Below are 14,688 nucleotides of genomic sequence, written 5' to 3' on the forward strand. Positions count from 1 at the left end.
CCTGGCCGGGCGGTCGGCGTCAGTAGCTGGCGCGGGCGGCGTCGTCGGAGGCCGGGATGAAGCGCGCGGCGAGAGCCTCGGATGCTCGTGCGAGCATCGCCACGTCGGCGCCGACGGCCACGAAATCGGCGCCGGCTGCGATGTACGAATCGGCGGTGGCGGGGTCGAAGGCGTTCACGCCCACGGGAGTGCCCGCGCCCTTGACTGCAGCGAAGACCCGCTCGACCGCGCCGACGACATCGGGGTGCGTCTGCTGGCCGAGGAGCCCCATCGATGCCGAGAGGTCGGACGGGCCGACGAACACCGCATCCACGCCGTCGACCGAAGCGATCTCGGCGGCGGCGTCGACTCCGGCCCTCGTCTCGATCTGCACGGTCAGCGAGGTGTGCCGTGCCGAATCCTGCAGGTAGCCGTCGACGCGGTTCCAGCGGGCGCTGCGGGCGAGCGCGCTGCCGACTCCGCGCACACCGTGCGGCGGGTAGCGCGTCGCGGCGACCGCGGCGCGCGCTTCATCGGCAGACGACACCATCGGGACGATGATGTTCTGCGCACCGAGGTCGAGGACCTGCTTGATCGCGACGGCATCGTTGAACGGGACGCGCACGACGGGGACGATGGGGTAGGCGGCCGCGACCTGCAGCTGCAGCAGAGTGGACTCGAGCGTGTTGGCCGAGTGCTCCATGTCGATGAGCAGCCAGTCGAGACCGGATCCGGCGGCGACCTCGGTGACGAGCGGGCTGCCCGAGCACGCCCACATCCCGACGAGCGATCGGTCGGAGGCGGCGAGCTGCTCGCGGAAGGAGGGGCTCAGATGAAGCGGCATGCGATCGTTCCCATCGGTCCGTAGTCGCACAGCACCTCGTCGCCGCGCGACACCCACATCGGGCGTGTGAACGATCCTGCCAGGATGATCTCCCCGGCCTCGAGCCGCGCGCCGTGCTGATGGAACTTGTTCGCGAGCCACGCGACACCTGTCGCCGGATGACCGAGCACACCGGCCGCGACGCCGGTCTCCTCGATCTCGCCGTTGCGCGACAGCACTCCGGGCACCCAGCGCAGGTCGATCTCGTCCGGACGCTTGCGCACCGTGCCGAGCACCATCGCGCCGTACGCGGCGTTGTCGCTGATCGTGTCGACGATCGTCCGGCCCTCGAGCTCGATGTGCGAGTTCAGCACCTCGAGCGCCGGAACCGCGTAGTCGATCGCCGCGAGTGCGTCGTCGAGCGTGCAGTGAGGACCCTCGAGCGGATGCTTGAGCACGAACGCGAGCTCGACCTCGATGCGCACGTTCGAGAAGTGATCGACAAGGATCTCGGCGCCGGACTCGTAGACGGTGTCGTCGAACATCACGCCGTAGTCGGGCTCGGTGATGCCCGTGGCCTGCTGCATCGCCTTCGACGTCAGCCCGATCTTGCGACCGACGAGACGACGCCCTGCGGCGATCTGCGAATCGCGCCACACGCCCTGGATCGCATACGAGTCCTCGACGGTGGCCTCGGGGTAGCGCGCCGTGATGCGCGGGATCACCGAGTGGTTCCGGTCGGCCTCGGCCAGTTCCGCGGCGATCTGCGCGACGGTGTCTGCTGACAGCATCCGTTCCTGCTTCCTGTGGGTGCGTTTCGTCTCGGTGCTTCGTGCCTCGCGCGACGAACGGGGCACGAAGCGTCTCAGAGCTGGTGGCCGAGCTTGTACTCGCCCTGCTTGTACTCGGGCATGTCCTTGTCGTCGTCCGGGCGGGTGTACGAGAACCCGTCGGCTCCGATCGTGACGGCCATCTCGGAGTTGTCGGTGCGAGCCACGACCGGCTGGGGGTTGCCGTCGAGGTCGAGCACGAGCGAGGCCTCGGTGTACCACGAGGGCACGACCGGATTGCCCCACCAGTCCCGACGCTGGTTGTCGTGCACGTCCCAGGTGATGACGGGGTTGTCGGGGTCACCGGTGTAGTAGTCCTGCGTGTACACCTCGACGCGGTGGCCGTCGGGGTCGCGCAGGTACAGGTAGAACGCGTTCGAGACGCCGTGTCGGCCGGGACCGCGCTCGATGGCGTCGGAGCGGCGCAGGGCTCCGAGCTTGTCGCAGATCGCGAGGATGTTGTGCTTCTCGTGGGTGGCGAAGCACACGTGGTGCATACGCGGTCCGTCGCCGCCGGTCATCGCGGTGTCGTGCACGGTCGGCTTGCGGCGCATCCACGCCGCGTAGACGGTGCCCTCGTCGTCCTGGATGTCCTCCGTGACGCGGAAGCCCAGGTCCTGCATGAACTTGACCGCGCGGGGGACGTCGGGGGTGACCTGGTTGAAGTGGTCGAGACGCACGAGCTCTCCGGGGATGTGCAGGTCGTAGCGCCACGACATCCGCTCGACGTGGTCGGACTGGTGGAAGAACTCGATCGGGAAGCCGAGCGGGTCGACCACGCGCACCGAGTCGCCGACTCCCTTGACGAAGCCGTCGGGGTTGCGGCGCACGTCACAGCCGAGCTCGGTGTAGAACGCGACGGCCCGGTCGAGGTCGGAGGCGTCACGGACGCGGTATGAGAACGCGGCCACGGCGGCGATCGGGCCCTTGCGCAACACGAGATTGTGGTGGATGAACTCCTCGGTGGAGCGGAGGTAGATCGCGTCGTCGTCCTCTTCGGTGACGTACAGGCCCAGGACGTCGACATAGAACACCCGCGAGGCGGCGAGGTCGGTCACGACCAGTTCCATGTAGGCGCAGCGGAGCACATCCGGGGGCGTGCTCTCGGGCGTCGCGACGGGGTTGTCGGTCTGGATCGGAGCCTCCTGGCTCACGTAGTAGCCCGATGAGGTCAGCGTCTTCGCAGTCTTGTCGGTCATGTCAGGTCCTTGCTCAGTTCTTGCCGAAGGTCGGGTTGTGGGCGCCGCCGAGCGTGATGTGCACGCTCTGCTGGTCGGTGTAGAAGTCGATCGAGCGGTAGCCGCCCTCATGGCCGAGGCCCGAGGCCTTGACGCCGCCGAACGGTGTGCGCAGGTCGCGCACGTTGTTGCTGTTCAGCCAGACCATGCCGGCCTCGACGGACTGCGCGAAGTTGTGGGCGCGCTTCAGATCGTTGGTCCAGATGTACGCAGCCAGCCCGTACTTCGTGTTGTTCGCGAGCGCGAGCGCCTCCTCGTCGGAGTCGAACGGGGTGATCGCGACGACCGGTCCGAAGATCTCCTCCTGGAAGATGCGGGCCTCGGGGGAGACGTCGGCGAACACCGTCGGTGCGACGAAGTTGCCCTCGTCGAACCCGTCGGGGCGGCCGCCACCGGCGACGAGGCGGCCCTCGGTCTTGCCGATCTCGACGTAGCTCATCACCTTGTCGTAGTGCTCGGGGTGCACGAGGGCGCCCACCTCGGTCGCGGGGTCGTGCGGGTAGCCGACCTTGACGCGCTTCGCCTGCGCGGCGTACTTCTCGACGAACTCCTCGTAGATCGAGCGCTCGACGAGGATGCGGGATCCTGCGGTGCAGCGCTCGCCGTTGAGCGAGAAGACACCGAAGATCGTGGCGTCGACCGCGGCTTCGAGATCGGCGTCGGCGAAGACGACGGCGGGCGACTTGCCGCCGAGCTCCATCGAGAGTCCCTTGAGGAACGGGGCGGCGTTGCCGAAGATCAGCTGCCCGGTCGAGCTCTCGCCCGTGAACGAGATGAGCGGCACGTCTGGATGCTTCACGAGGGCGTCTCCGGCGTCTTCACCGAGGCCGTTGACGAGGTTGAAGACACCCTTCGGCAGGCCGGCCTCTTCGAAGATCCCGGCCCAGAGCGAGGCGGAGAGAGGTGTGAACTCGGCGGGCTTGAGCACCACGGTGTTGCCGGTCGCGAGCGCAGGGCCGAGCTTCCACGACTCGAGCATGAACGGCGTGTTCCACGGCGTGATGAGCCCGGCGACGCCGATCGGCTTGCGATTGACGTAGTTCATCTGCTTGCCGGGCACCTTGAAGGCGTCATCGGACTGCGCGACGATCAGGTCGGCGAAGAAGCGGAAGTTCTCGGCGGCGCGGCGGGCCTGACCGAGCGCCTGGGTGATCGGGAGGCCGGAGTCGTAGGACTCGAGCTCTGCCAGACGGGCATCGCGCGACTCGACGAGGTCGGCGATCCTGTGCAGCACGCGCGAGCGCTCACGGGGGAGCATCCGCGGCCACGGGCCCTCGTCGAACGCGCGCTTCGCTGCGGCGACGGCGAGTTCGATGTCGGCCTTCTTGCCTGCGGCGGCCGTCGTGTAGGTCTTGTTGGTCACGGGGTCGAGCACATCGAACGTGTCGCCGTCGACCGAGTCGACGAACGCGCCGTCGATGTAGTGCTGGATGTGGTCGGGCAGATCGGCGGGGATGCGGGAATCGGTCATGACTCGTCTCCTGAGTTGTGGTGAGAACGGGCGTGCAGTGCGTCGAGGAAGGCGTCCCTCGTGCGCAGGCGGTGGTTGCGGGCGGCGAGTTCGATCTCGAGCGGGTCGGCGCCCGCTCGAATGAGCTCGAGGATCTGGGTGTGCTCTTCGACCGAGTGCTGGGCGCGGCCAGGCACATAGGCGAACGTCGAGTCGCGGATGCCGGACAGTCGCGCCCAGCCGCGGTGCACGAGGTCGAGCAGATGCGGGTTCGGGCACGGCTCGAAGAGCAGCGAATGGAACTGCCGGTTGAGCTCGGTGAACGCGTGCGCATCGAGGTGACCTAGCATCTGCGTCATCCGCTCGTTGACCGCCTCGGCCGCATCGAGCGTCTCGGAGTCGAGCAGCGGTGCCGAGAGGGCTGTGGCCGCGCCTTCGACGAGCCCGAGCGTCTGCATGGTGTGCGCGTACTCGCTCTCGTCGACGAGGGTGACGCGGGCGCCGACGTTGCGCTCGAAGGTCACGAGGCCTTCGGCTTCGAGGCGGCGGATGGCTTCGCGCACCGGCACGACGCTCATGCCGAGCTCTTCGGCGAGCGACCCCAGAACGAGGCGGTAGCCGGGGCCGAACGTGTGGCCGGAGATGCGTGAACGGATCCAGACGTACGCCTGCTCCGATTTGCTCGAGTTCGTGACCGTGGTCATGAGCGGGACCCGGTGTCGGACCCTGCGCCCGTCGCGGCTTCGTATCTGGCGCGCCATTCCGCATTGAGCGGGAACAGCCCGTCGACGGGGTGCCCGGCCGCGACCTGCTCGGCGATCCAGGCGTCCTCGATCTCCTGCGCGAGAGTGTCGTCGGCGATCTGCTCGGCGAGAGCGGGCGGGATGACGATGACGCCGTCGCTGTCGCCGACGATGATGTCGCCGGGCTGCACGGTCGCGCCGCCGCAGGAGATGGTGATGTCGGAGTCCCACGGCACGTGCTTGCGGCCGAGGACCGAGGGGTGCGCGCCCTGCGAGAACACCGGGAGCCCGATCTCGGCGACCGCGTCGAAGTCGCGCACACCGCCGTCGGTGACGACGCCGGCGGCGCCGCGGGCACGAGCGCGCAGCGCGAGGATGTCGCCGAGCGTGCCTGTGGTCGCATCGCCGCGGGCCTCGATCACGATGATCTCGCCCTCGTCGACGGCGTCGAACGCGCGCTTCTGGGCGTTGTAGCCGCCTCCGTGGGTCCTGAAGAGGTCTTCACGGAAGGGGACGAATCGCAGCGTCTTGGCCGTGCCGACGATCTTGCTGCCCGGGATGTTCGCGGCCACCCCGTCGATGAAGCACGAGTGGTGTCCTCGTTTGCGCAGCTGCGCCGAGAGGCCTGCGGTGGGGGCGTCGAGCAGCTTGGCTCGCAGCTCGGGGGAGAGGGCCGGCGCTGTCGCCTCGGCGGGCAGGCCGGCCTCTTCGCGTGACCCCCAGGCCTCGGTGCGCTGCAGGTCGTCGACGGCCGGAAGCGATCCGAGATCGGCGTCGAAGGGCACGTCGCCCTGTGTGACTGTGGTGACGAGTCGACCGGAGGACGGCGCGCCCGGGGCACCCGGAGCATCGACCTCGATCTCGACCACGTCGCCCGGGACGATCACGGATGACCCAGCGGGGGTGCCGGTGAGGATGACGTCGCCGGGTTCGAGCGTGAAGTGCTGAGAGAGATCCGCGACGAGCTGAGCCAGAGGGAAGATGAGTCCGGCCGTGGTGTCGTCCTGACGCAGGTCGCCGTTGACCCAGGCCCGCACGCGCAGTGCGGCGGGATCGACGGTGCGGGCGTCGATGAGCTCCGGGCCGAGAGGCGTGTAGCCGTCGCCGCCCTTGGAGCGCACGTTCGAGCCCTTGTCGTTGGCGCGCAGGTCGTAGAGCCCCAGGTCGTTCGAGGCGGTGACCCAGCCGACGTGGCTCCAGGCGTCGTCGAGGGAGACGCGACGCGCGGGGGTCCCGATCACGAGGGCGATCTCCCCCTCGAAGGCGAGGAGCTCCGTGCCGGCCGGGCGTTCGACCGTGCCGCCCGAGGCGGCGACCGAACTGGCCGGCTTGAAGAAGTAGGAGGGGGCTGCGGGGCGACGGCCGCGCTGATCGGCACGGGAGGCGTAGCTCAGGTGGATCGCGATGATCTTGCCGGGGCGGGTCATGGATGCCGTCACGGGGCGCCTCCTCGCGCTTTGTTCGACGCCTTGTGCGTCGTATTCGAAATCATATATCATCGTGTCACCCCTCGGCAAGCAACTCGAACACCTCGTGCGCGAGCCGTGACAATGCGGTCACAATCAAAGGAGACACCCCATGAGCGGGCAGTCACAGGCTGGGTTCACGCCCACCGGAACCATCGCGACACCGGCGGATCGGCGCCGCGTCGTCTTCGCCACCGTCGTCGGCACCACCGTCGAGTGGTACGACTTCTTCATCTACGCCACGGCCGTCGGCCTGGTCTTCGGGCAGCTGTTCTTCGAGCCGCTCGGAGCGAACAGCGCCATCGTCGCGTTCGCGACCGTCGGCGTGAGCTTCCTCTTCCGTCCTCTCGGGGCGTTCCTCGCCGGCCACTACGGTGACAAGTTCGGCCGCAAGGCCGTGCTCATGTGGACCCTGATCCTGATGGGTGCCGCGACCGCCCTCATCGGTGTGCTGCCGACATACGACGCGATCGGTGTCGCTGCGCCGATCCTGCTGGTGCTGCTGCGCATCCTGCAGGGCATCTCGGCCGGTGGCGAGTGGGGCGGCGCGGTGCTGATGGCCGTCGAGCACGCTCCCAAGGCGAAGCGCGGGATCTTCGGCGCATCGCCGCAGATCGGCGTGCCGCTCGGCCTGCTGCTCGCGTCGGGAGTGATGGCGCTGATGACGGCGATCGCACCGGGAGATCAGTTCCTGCAGTGGGGCTGGCGCATCCCGTTCCTCCTGAGCGTCGTCCTGATCCTCGTCGGCTACTACGTGCGCCGGAAGGTCGAGGAGAGCCCGGTCTTCATCGAGCTCGCGGAGCGCAAGGAGAAGGCGAGCATGCCGATCGTGCAGCTGTTCCGCAAGCACCTCCTGCTCGTGATCGTCGCTGCACTCGTCTTCGCCGGCAACAACGCGGTCGGCTACATGACGACCGGTGGATACATCCAGGGATACGCCACCAACCCCGAGGGCCCGATCGGCCTCGAGCGCGGACCCGTGCTGTGGGCGGTCACCGGGTCGGCCGTCACGTGGCTCATCACGACTCTCATCGCAGGGTGGCTGTCGGACCGCATCGGCCGACGCACCACCTACATCATCGGCTGGGTGATGCAGCTCGTCGGTGTGTTCGCGCTGTTCCCGCTCGTCAACACCGGCGACGTCGGGCTGCTCTTCGCAGGGCTCGCGATCCTGACGATCGGTCTCGGCTTCACGTACGGACCTCAGGCGGCTCTCTACACCGAGCTCTTCCCTGCGAGCATCCGCTTCTCGGGCGTCTCGATCTCGTACGCCATCGGCGCGATCGCCGGCGGGGCGTTCGCGCCGACCATCGCGACCGCGATCGTGCAGGCCACCGGTTCGACGCAGGCCGTCACCTGGTACCTCGCCGGCATGACGCTGCTCGGCCTCATCGCGACCCTGCTGCTGCGTGATCGCTCCGGCATCCCCCTGGGTCCGGATCACGAGGAGGAGCAGTCGGTGAGTCCGATCCGTGGGCTCGCCAAGGTCTGATCTGAATCAGCCGTCCACAATTCAGCATCGACGGTGGTGCAGGCGATGCGTCGCTCCGGTTCTTCCGGGGCGACGCGTCTGCCGTCTCCCATCCATGCTGAATTGTGAACGACGTCAGCCGTCGAGGGCTTCGCGGATCGATGCTGCAGAGCGCCGCAGACGCGCCGCGATCTCCGCGTCGTCGAGGTCGGTGGCGACATGCACGACCGCGATCGCCGCAGGGCGCTGACCGCGAAGCGCGAGCGGCACGGCGACCGACTGCACGGTGGGGATGACCTCGTCGTGACTCGTCGCATATCCGCGCACGCGCGCCTCGTCGACCTCTGCGTGCAGGGCCGCGCGGGCATCACCGGGCCATTGCGAGATCGGGAGCTGAGTGAGGATCGCCTTGCCAGGTGCCCCCACCGTGACCGGATGTCTGGTGCCCGGCCGCTGTGCGACGCTCGCGATCGCGTGACGAGGCTCGATGCTCGCGAGTGTGATGCAGTCGTCTCCGTCGAGCACGCCGAGGAAGCAGGTCATGCCGAGTTCGTTCGCGATCGCTGTCAGCTCGGGGATCGCCTCGGCCTGCAGATCGTGGGCGACGCCGGCAGCCAGCGCCGCCATGCGCGGGCCCAGCGTCACAGTGCCTGACGCGTCTCTCCCGATCAGTCGGTGGTCTTCCAGCGTGCGCAGCAGCCGGTATGCGACCGAGCGATGGACGTCGAGTCTCACGGCGATCTCGTCGATCGTGAGCGGGATCCGCGCATCGGCGAGCACCTCGAGGATCCGGATGCCGCGGCTGAGGGTCTGCGAGGCCGGAGTGCCTTCTGGCATGCGTGCGCTCCCTTGCGTTTCGGGACAGGCGTCCCTAAGCTGTGTTCAATAGTAGAACGTCGTGTTCGAATATAGAACACGATTAGTTCGATAGCAACACCCGACAGTGACGTCCGGAAGGAATCGACGACGATGCAGTTCCACCACCACGGCTATGTCTCGGGAGACCCGCGCGTGAAGGATGCCGCAGGCATCGGCACCGAGCGGCCCGCAGACATCCCCGACGAGATCGATGTGCTGATCGTCGGCTCCGGCCCCGCCGGCATGCTGCTCGCCGCCCAGATGTCGCAGTACCCCGATGTCTCGACGCGCATCATCGAGAAGCGCGAGGGTCGTCTGGTGCTCGGCCAGGCAGACGGCATCCAGCCGCGGAGCGTCGAGACGTTCCAGGCGTTCGGCTTCGCCGAGCGCATCATCGCGGAGGCCTACAACATCGGCTGGATGAACTTCTGGGGCCCGAACCCCGAGCGGCCGAACGAGATCGTCCGCACCTCGCGGACCGCCGACTACGCCTACGACATCTGCGAGTTCCCGCACCTGATCGTCAACCAGGCGCGCGTGCTCGACTACTTCGCCGAGACCGCGGCGAACGGCCCTGGCCGCATCGCCCCCGACTACGGCATCGAGTTCTCAGGACTCACCGTGCACGACGAGGGCGAGTACCCGGTCGAGGTCTCGCTGCGCTACGTGGCGGGTGAGCGGGCGGGGGAGGAGCGCACGATCCGTGCCAAGTACGTCGCCGGGTGCGACGGCGCGCGCAGCGGCGTACGCCAGGCGATCGGACGCACGCACGTCGGCGGCAGCGCCGCGCACGCCTGGGGCGTCATGGACGTGCTCGTCAACACGGACTTCCCCGACTGGCGCACCAAGTGCGCGATCAACTCGGAGGCGGGCAACATCCTGCACATCCCTCGCGAGGGCGGCTACCTCAGCCGCATGTACATCGACCTCGGCGAGGTCGCCGAGGACGACGACCACCGCGTGCGCCAGACGCCGATCGACGAGATCATCGCCAAGGCGAACGCGATCCTCAGCCCCTACACGCTCGATGTGAAGGAGGTCGCCTGGCACAGCGTCTACGAGGTCGGGCACCGGGTCACCGACGGGTTCGACGACGTGATCGACGGGTCGGGCCGCACGCCGCGAGTGTTCGTCACGGGCGATGCCTGCCACACGCACAGCGCCAAGGCGGGCCAGGGCATGAACGTGTCGATGCAGGACGGCTTCAACCTCGGGTGGAAGCTCGGGTCGGTGCTCACGGGGCGCGCGCCCGAGGCGCTGCTCGCGACGTACGGTGCAGAGCGTCGGCCCGTCGCCCAGCAGCTCATCGACTTCGACCGGGAGTGGTCGACGCTCATGGCACGCAAGCCCTCGGAGATCACCGACCCGACCGACCTCGCGACGTACTATCTCGCCACGGCCGAGTTCCCCTCGGGGTTCATGACCCAGTACACGTCTTCGATGATCACCGGCTCTGACGCGCATCAGAGCCTCGCGGTCGGCTACCCGCTCGGCAAGCGCTTCAAGTCCGCCGAGGTCGTGAGGGTCGGCGACGGCAACGCGATCCACCTCGGCCACCACGCGAAGGCCGACGGTCGCTGGCGCGTGTACGCCTTCGCGGGCCGCGATGCCGCGACGCTCGACGCGTGGGCGGCCGCGGCTGCGCCCGTCTTCGAACGGTTCACGCCCGCAGATGCCGACACCGATGCGGTGTTCGATGTGAAGGCGATCTACCAGCAGCCGTACGAAGAGATCGAGGTGACCTCGACTCCGGCTCTGTTCCAGCCGAAGACCGGTCCGCTCGGGCTCACCGACTGGGAGAAGGTCTATGCGGCGGGGCCGTCGAAGTGGACGGAGACCGACATCTTCGACGCGCGGGAGCTGTCGCGCGACGGCGTCGTGATCGTGGTGCGTCCCGACCAGTACGTCGCCGCGATCCTGCCCTTGGAGGCGACGGACCAGTTGGGGGACTTCTTCGGCGGGGCACTGCTGCCGGCATCCTGACTCTGCCGCGGGGCCCTGCGTCCTTCGGGAGGAGATATCCCCTCGGGAGGAGGATCTCCAGCGGGATCTCCTCCCGAGGCGCAGTTCTCCTCCCGAGGGCGTACGGGTGCGGCGACGCACTGGTCGGGGAGACGGCTCGCGAGGGGCGGATGCCTCGCGAGGGCCGGATGCCTCGCACGAGCGAGTCGTCTCTGGCGAGTGAGGCACCTCTGGCGAGTGTCGGAGCCCGCGCGTACTCTGAGGGCCGATGGGCGAAGTCGCCCCGACAGGAGGAGCGTGTGATGGACTGGAAGATCGAGCTGATCTTCGTCCCGGTCTCGGATGTCGACCGGTCGAAGGAGTTCTACGAGAAGATCGGCTTCCATGCCGATCACGATCAGGTTCCCTACGAGGGCCTGCGGTTCGTGCAGATGACCCCGCCCGGCTCAGCCTGCTCGATCGCCTTCGGCACCAATCTGGGCGAGGGGCTGCTGCCCGGGCAGCAGAACACGATCCAGGTCGTCGTTCCGGATGCCGATGAGGCGCTCGCCCATCTTCAGGGGCTCGGGGTCGCAGCGCAGGGTGTCGATGAGCAGGCGTGGGGCCGGTTCGTGACCTTCGACGACCCCGACGGCAACACGTGGACGCTGCAGGAGCTGCCGGACTACAGCGCTCAGGCCTGAGTTCGGCGGGCGTCGAGTTCAGCGTCCGGCGATCGAGAACAGTGCCTCGGGTGCGCCCGAGGGGAACAGCACTCGTGCGCCGGAGCGGATGTCGTCGATGGGCACCCAGCGCACAGGGCTGCCCTCGTCGAGGATGCGGAGCTCGGCGTCCAGGGGCACCGCGTCCAGCTCCGAACAGGTCACGGCGAAGACGTGGGCGATCTCGTGTCCGGGTTCGCCCTCGTACGTGAAGATGTTCTCGAAGACGCCGAGTGGCTCGGCATCCTCGAGTGTGACGCCGAGCTCTTCCATGAATTCACGGCGCAGCGCGTCGCCCGCCGTCTCGCCGAACTCGATGCCTCCGCCGATCGCGCGCAGGAAATCGAGCCGGCGCGAGCTGTCGTGTCCCTCGAGGGCGAGCAGGTGCCCGTCCTTCACAGGCAGGCCGACAGCGATGTTCCGGATGGCAGGCATCCCGGAACACTAACGCATCGCCGGGCTCGGAGGTCTCAGACGATCTGCGTCGCGCCTCCGGACACGACGATCCCGCCGCGGGGAGGGATGGTCACGGTGAGCAGGCTCGGTCGGCGCACATGGGCTCCCTGATGGATTCGCACGGTCGTCTCCGGGTGGCCGAGTGCGCGCAGGTAGGCCCCGGTGGATGCTGCAGCCGAGCCGGTCGCCGGGTCTTCGGTGATGCGACCGACCGGGAAGAGATTCCGGGCGTCGAAGTCGGCGGGGCCGACGGAATGCAGCACGGTGATGGTGCCGAGCCAGCCGTTCTCTCGCATGAGCCCGGCCACCTCGTCGGGGGAGAAGCGGAACTGGTCGAACAGCTCGCGGTCGTCGACGACCAGGATCGGATGCCAGTTCCCGGCGAACGCCTCCCTCGCAGGGAAGCGGTCGTCGAGGTCTGAGCCGGTGAGGCCGAGCATTCCGAGCAGGCGCTCGAGCACGTCGGGGTCGAGGTCGCGCACCTGGGGTTCGACGCTGGTGAACGACACGGTCACACCGCTGTGCGCGTCCACGACCGACCGCAGCGTCACGGCACCCGCGTTCGTGTCGAACACCACCTCGCCCGGTCCGTCACGCTCCGCGAGGGCGACAGCCGTCGCCACCGTCGCGTGGCCGCAGAACGGCACCTCCGCCGCGGGCGAGAAGTAGCGTGCCCGATATCGCGGCACACCGGACTCGTCCGTGCGACCGACGAGGAACGCGGTCTCTGAGAATCCGACCTCCGCGGCGATCTGCTGCATCCGCTCGTCCGTCACGCCGCCGGCATCGAGCACGACTCCCGCAGGGTTGCCGCCCTCCGGAGTCGCGGCGAAGGCGCTGTATCGCAGGACACTCAGATCATCCGTCATGACGAGGAGCCTAGCGATGCCTCGGGGTCACGAGTTCACGCGGATGATCTCCTGCTGGTAGGGCGCGATGACCTCGCCCGAGATCCGGAGGTCGAGCAGCAGGAAGCGCCGTGTCGCGGCATCCTCCTGCGCCCACGTGCCGAGCCGCTCGAGGTCGGCGAGCGACCTGACGACGACGCCCTCTGCGCCGACCGCAGCGCCGAACGCCGCGAAGTCGACCTCGGGGATCAGCATCGGACCTTCGGCGAGTCCCTTCAGCCCGTAGAGGTTGACCTCGGCGCCGTAGGCGGCGTCGTTCCAGATCACGGCGATGCCGCGTCCCGCTGCCGCGCGGACGGCGGACTCGAGGTCGGCGATCGCCATGAGCCCGCCTCCGTCGCCGGAGGTGAGGACGACCGTCGAATCCCGGCGGGCGAGAGCCGCTCCGACGACGCTCGGCCAGCCCTGGCCGATCGACTGGAAGGCGGTGCCGACCATCATCATCCGATCGGGTGCCTCGACCGGCCAGTACATGTTCGCCCAGCCGATGAAGTGACCGCCGTCCGAGACGACGACCCGGTCTGCGGGCAGCAGCTCGGCGATGCGGCGCGCGGCCGAGCGGGGGTCGAGGCGGCCGTCGGGGGCGAGTTCGTCTCCCTCGTCGTAGGCTCGGGCGGCCGCGACATCGACGGTCTCGCGCCACGGCTGCCCGGGCACGGCGTCGGATGCCGGCGTCGACGCGCCGCGCATGACCGCCGTCGTCTCGGCGGGGCGGGCCGCTGCTCCCCAGTCGTGCTCGGCTGCGGGGCTGAGAGCGGAGCCGAGCGAGCCGACCCTGGCGACCAGCGCCTCCGCGGCGAGACGGGCGTCGGCACGAACGAAGCCGCCGACGTGCGGGTGCGTGGCCGCCGGCGCGATGTCGACCTGGAAGACCCTGGTGCCGGGCGCGAAGAGTTCACCGAACCGCATCGTGAACTGGTTCAGTGACGCGCCGAAGACGACGGCGATGTCTGCCGTGCGCACGAGCTCCATCGCGCCGTCCGCGCCGAATCCACCCGTGACTCCGAGGTCGTACTGCGTCTCGGGAAAGACACCGCGACCGAGAGCGGACGAGGCGGTCAGTGCGCCGGTCAGCGCCGCCAGTTCGCCGAGCGCCGAGCCGGCTCCGGCCAACCAGGCGCCGCGGCCGGCGAGCAGGAACGGGCGCGATGCGCCGCGCAGCGCCTCGGCGATCTCGTCGAGCGTGCCCTCGGCGAACTCCCCGCGCGGAGCGAGCGGCGCCGGGATGCCGGGCGCGGGCGCCTCCGGCACAGGGCCGGCCTCGAGCGATGCCACGTCGTAGGGGATGGCGAGCACGACGGGCACGCGGTAGGTCAGGGCGTGCTCGATCGCGATGACGGTGGTCGCTGCGGCATCGGCGCGTCCGACCGTGTAGGTGCGGGCACCGACGGCGGATGCCAGGGCGATCTGGTCGACGTCCCACGGGCGGGGCCCGGAGGTCGGCTCGTCGCCCACCACGAGCACGAGCGGCACGTGGGCCTGCACGGCTTCGGCGAGGGCCGTGAGTGTGTTGGTGAAGCCTGCGCCGTAGGTCGACGTGCCGGCGGCGATCCGCCCGGAGGCACGGAAGTGCGCATCGGCGGCGACCACGGCGCCCTGCTCGTGCCGGACGGCCGTGAAGACCGCGTCCGTCCGGGTCTCGATCGCGTCGAGGAAGTAGGCGTTGCCGTTGCCCATCACGCCGAAGACGGCGTCGATGTGCTGAGCGAGAGTGAGTGCGACGTGCGCGGAGACGGAGGGCATGCGAAAGCCTTTCGAGACAGGGACGGAGAACATTCGTATTCCGTATGTGTCTCGCCCCCG

General features: G+C 68.8%; 13 protein-coding genes. 3 read left to right on the forward strand and 10 right to left on the reverse strand.

Going from position 1 to position 14,688, the window contains the following annotated elements; all coding sequences use genetic code 11:
• Nucleotides 1–19: 19 nt before the first annotated feature.
• The 6 genes from ASF87_RS11060 to ASF87_RS11085 form a co-directional block, all read right to left on the reverse strand.
• Complete coding sequence (locus ASF87_RS11060) at nt 20–823, reverse strand: HpcH/HpaI aldolase family protein (protein WP_042539342.1); 804 nt, start codon at nt 821–823, stop codon at nt 20–22.
• Nucleotides 808–1,593 carry a fumarylacetoacetate hydrolase family protein gene (locus ASF87_RS11065; RefSeq protein WP_056375888.1) on the reverse strand — a complete coding sequence of 262 codons (786 nt, stop codon included), beginning with the start codon at nt 1,591–1,593 and terminating at the stop codon, nt 808–810. The genes ASF87_RS11060 and ASF87_RS11065 overlap by 16 nt, the downstream gene beginning before the upstream one ends.
• 74 nt (nt 1,594–1,667) lie before the next feature.
• Entirely contained in the window at nt 1,668–2,831 is a 1,164-nt protein-coding gene (gene hpaD, locus ASF87_RS11070) for a 3,4-dihydroxyphenylacetate 2,3-dioxygenase (RefSeq protein ID WP_056375891.1), read from the reverse strand.
• A gap of 13 nt (nt 2,832–2,844) precedes the next feature.
• Nucleotides 2,845–4,341, reverse strand: coding sequence for a 5-carboxymethyl-2-hydroxymuconate semialdehyde dehydrogenase (gene hpaE, locus ASF87_RS11075; protein WP_056375893.1), 1,497 nt, complete (start codon nt 4,339–4,341; stop codon nt 2,845–2,847).
• On the reverse strand, nt 4,338–5,024 hold the full coding sequence (locus ASF87_RS11080; RefSeq protein WP_056375895.1) for a GntR family transcriptional regulator: 687 nt from the start codon (nt 5,022–5,024) through the stop codon (nt 4,338–4,340). Before ASF87_RS11080 ends, hpaE begins: the two co-directional genes overlap by 4 nt.
• A complete protein-coding gene (locus ASF87_RS11085; protein ID WP_082508841.1) occupies nt 5,021–6,562 on the reverse strand; it encodes a fumarylacetoacetate hydrolase family protein in 1,542 nt (513 codons plus the stop codon). Before ASF87_RS11085 ends, ASF87_RS11080 begins: the two co-directional genes overlap by 4 nt.
• Nucleotides 6,563–6,641: 79 nt before the next feature.
• Between ASF87_RS11085 and ASF87_RS11090 the strand changes: the two genes are divergently transcribed.
• A complete protein-coding gene (locus ASF87_RS11090; protein ID WP_042539354.1) occupies nt 6,642–8,021 on the forward strand; it encodes an MFS transporter in 1,380 nt (459 codons plus the stop codon).
• 114 nt (nt 8,022–8,135) lie between these two features.
• On the opposite strand, the gene ASF87_RS11095 is transcribed toward ASF87_RS11090, so the two are convergent.
• Nucleotides 8,136–8,837 carry an IclR family transcriptional regulator gene (locus ASF87_RS11095; protein ID WP_056375901.1) on the reverse strand — a complete coding sequence of 234 codons (702 nt, stop codon included), beginning with the start codon at nt 8,835–8,837 and terminating at the stop codon, nt 8,136–8,138.
• A gap of 132 nt (nt 8,838–8,969) precedes the next feature.
• Between ASF87_RS11095 and ASF87_RS11100 the strand changes: the two genes are divergently transcribed.
• Both ASF87_RS11100 and ASF87_RS11105 read left to right on the forward strand, forming a co-directional pair.
• Entirely contained in the window at nt 8,970–10,841 is a 1,872-nt protein-coding gene (locus tag ASF87_RS11100) for an FAD-dependent monooxygenase (protein ID WP_056375902.1), read from the forward strand.
• Between the two features lie 281 nt (nt 10,842–11,122).
• Nucleotides 11,123–11,503, forward strand: coding sequence for a VOC family protein (locus ASF87_RS11105; protein ID WP_042539360.1), 381 nt, complete (start codon nt 11,123–11,125; stop codon nt 11,501–11,503).
• A gap of 18 nt (nt 11,504–11,521) precedes the next feature.
• Here ASF87_RS11105 and ASF87_RS11110 read toward each other — a convergent pair whose 3' ends face one another.
• From ASF87_RS11110 to ASF87_RS11120, 3 genes are read right to left on the reverse strand one after another with little or no spacing between them, the layout of a single operon-like run.
• The gene (locus tag ASF87_RS11110; RefSeq protein WP_042539362.1) at nt 11,522–11,956 is read right to left on the reverse strand and encodes an NUDIX hydrolase; all 435 of its coding nucleotides are present in this window, start codon (nt 11,954–11,956) and stop codon (nt 11,522–11,524) included.
• A gap of 35 nt (nt 11,957–11,991) precedes the next feature.
• Entirely contained in the window at nt 11,992–12,846 is an 855-nt protein-coding gene (locus ASF87_RS11115) for a PhzF family phenazine biosynthesis protein (protein WP_056375905.1), read from the reverse strand.
• Nucleotides 12,847–12,873: 27 nt separating this feature from the next.
• Entirely contained in the window at nt 12,874–14,628 is a 1,755-nt protein-coding gene (locus ASF87_RS11120; RefSeq protein ID WP_056375907.1) for a thiamine pyrophosphate-binding protein, read from the reverse strand.
• Between the last annotated feature and the right edge of the window lie 60 nt (nt 14,629–14,688).

The sequence above is a fragment of the Microbacterium sp. Leaf161 genome (assembly GCF_001423645.1).
GTDB classification, from domain to species: domain Bacteria; phylum Actinomycetota; class Actinomycetes; order Actinomycetales; family Microbacteriaceae; genus Microbacterium; species Microbacterium forte.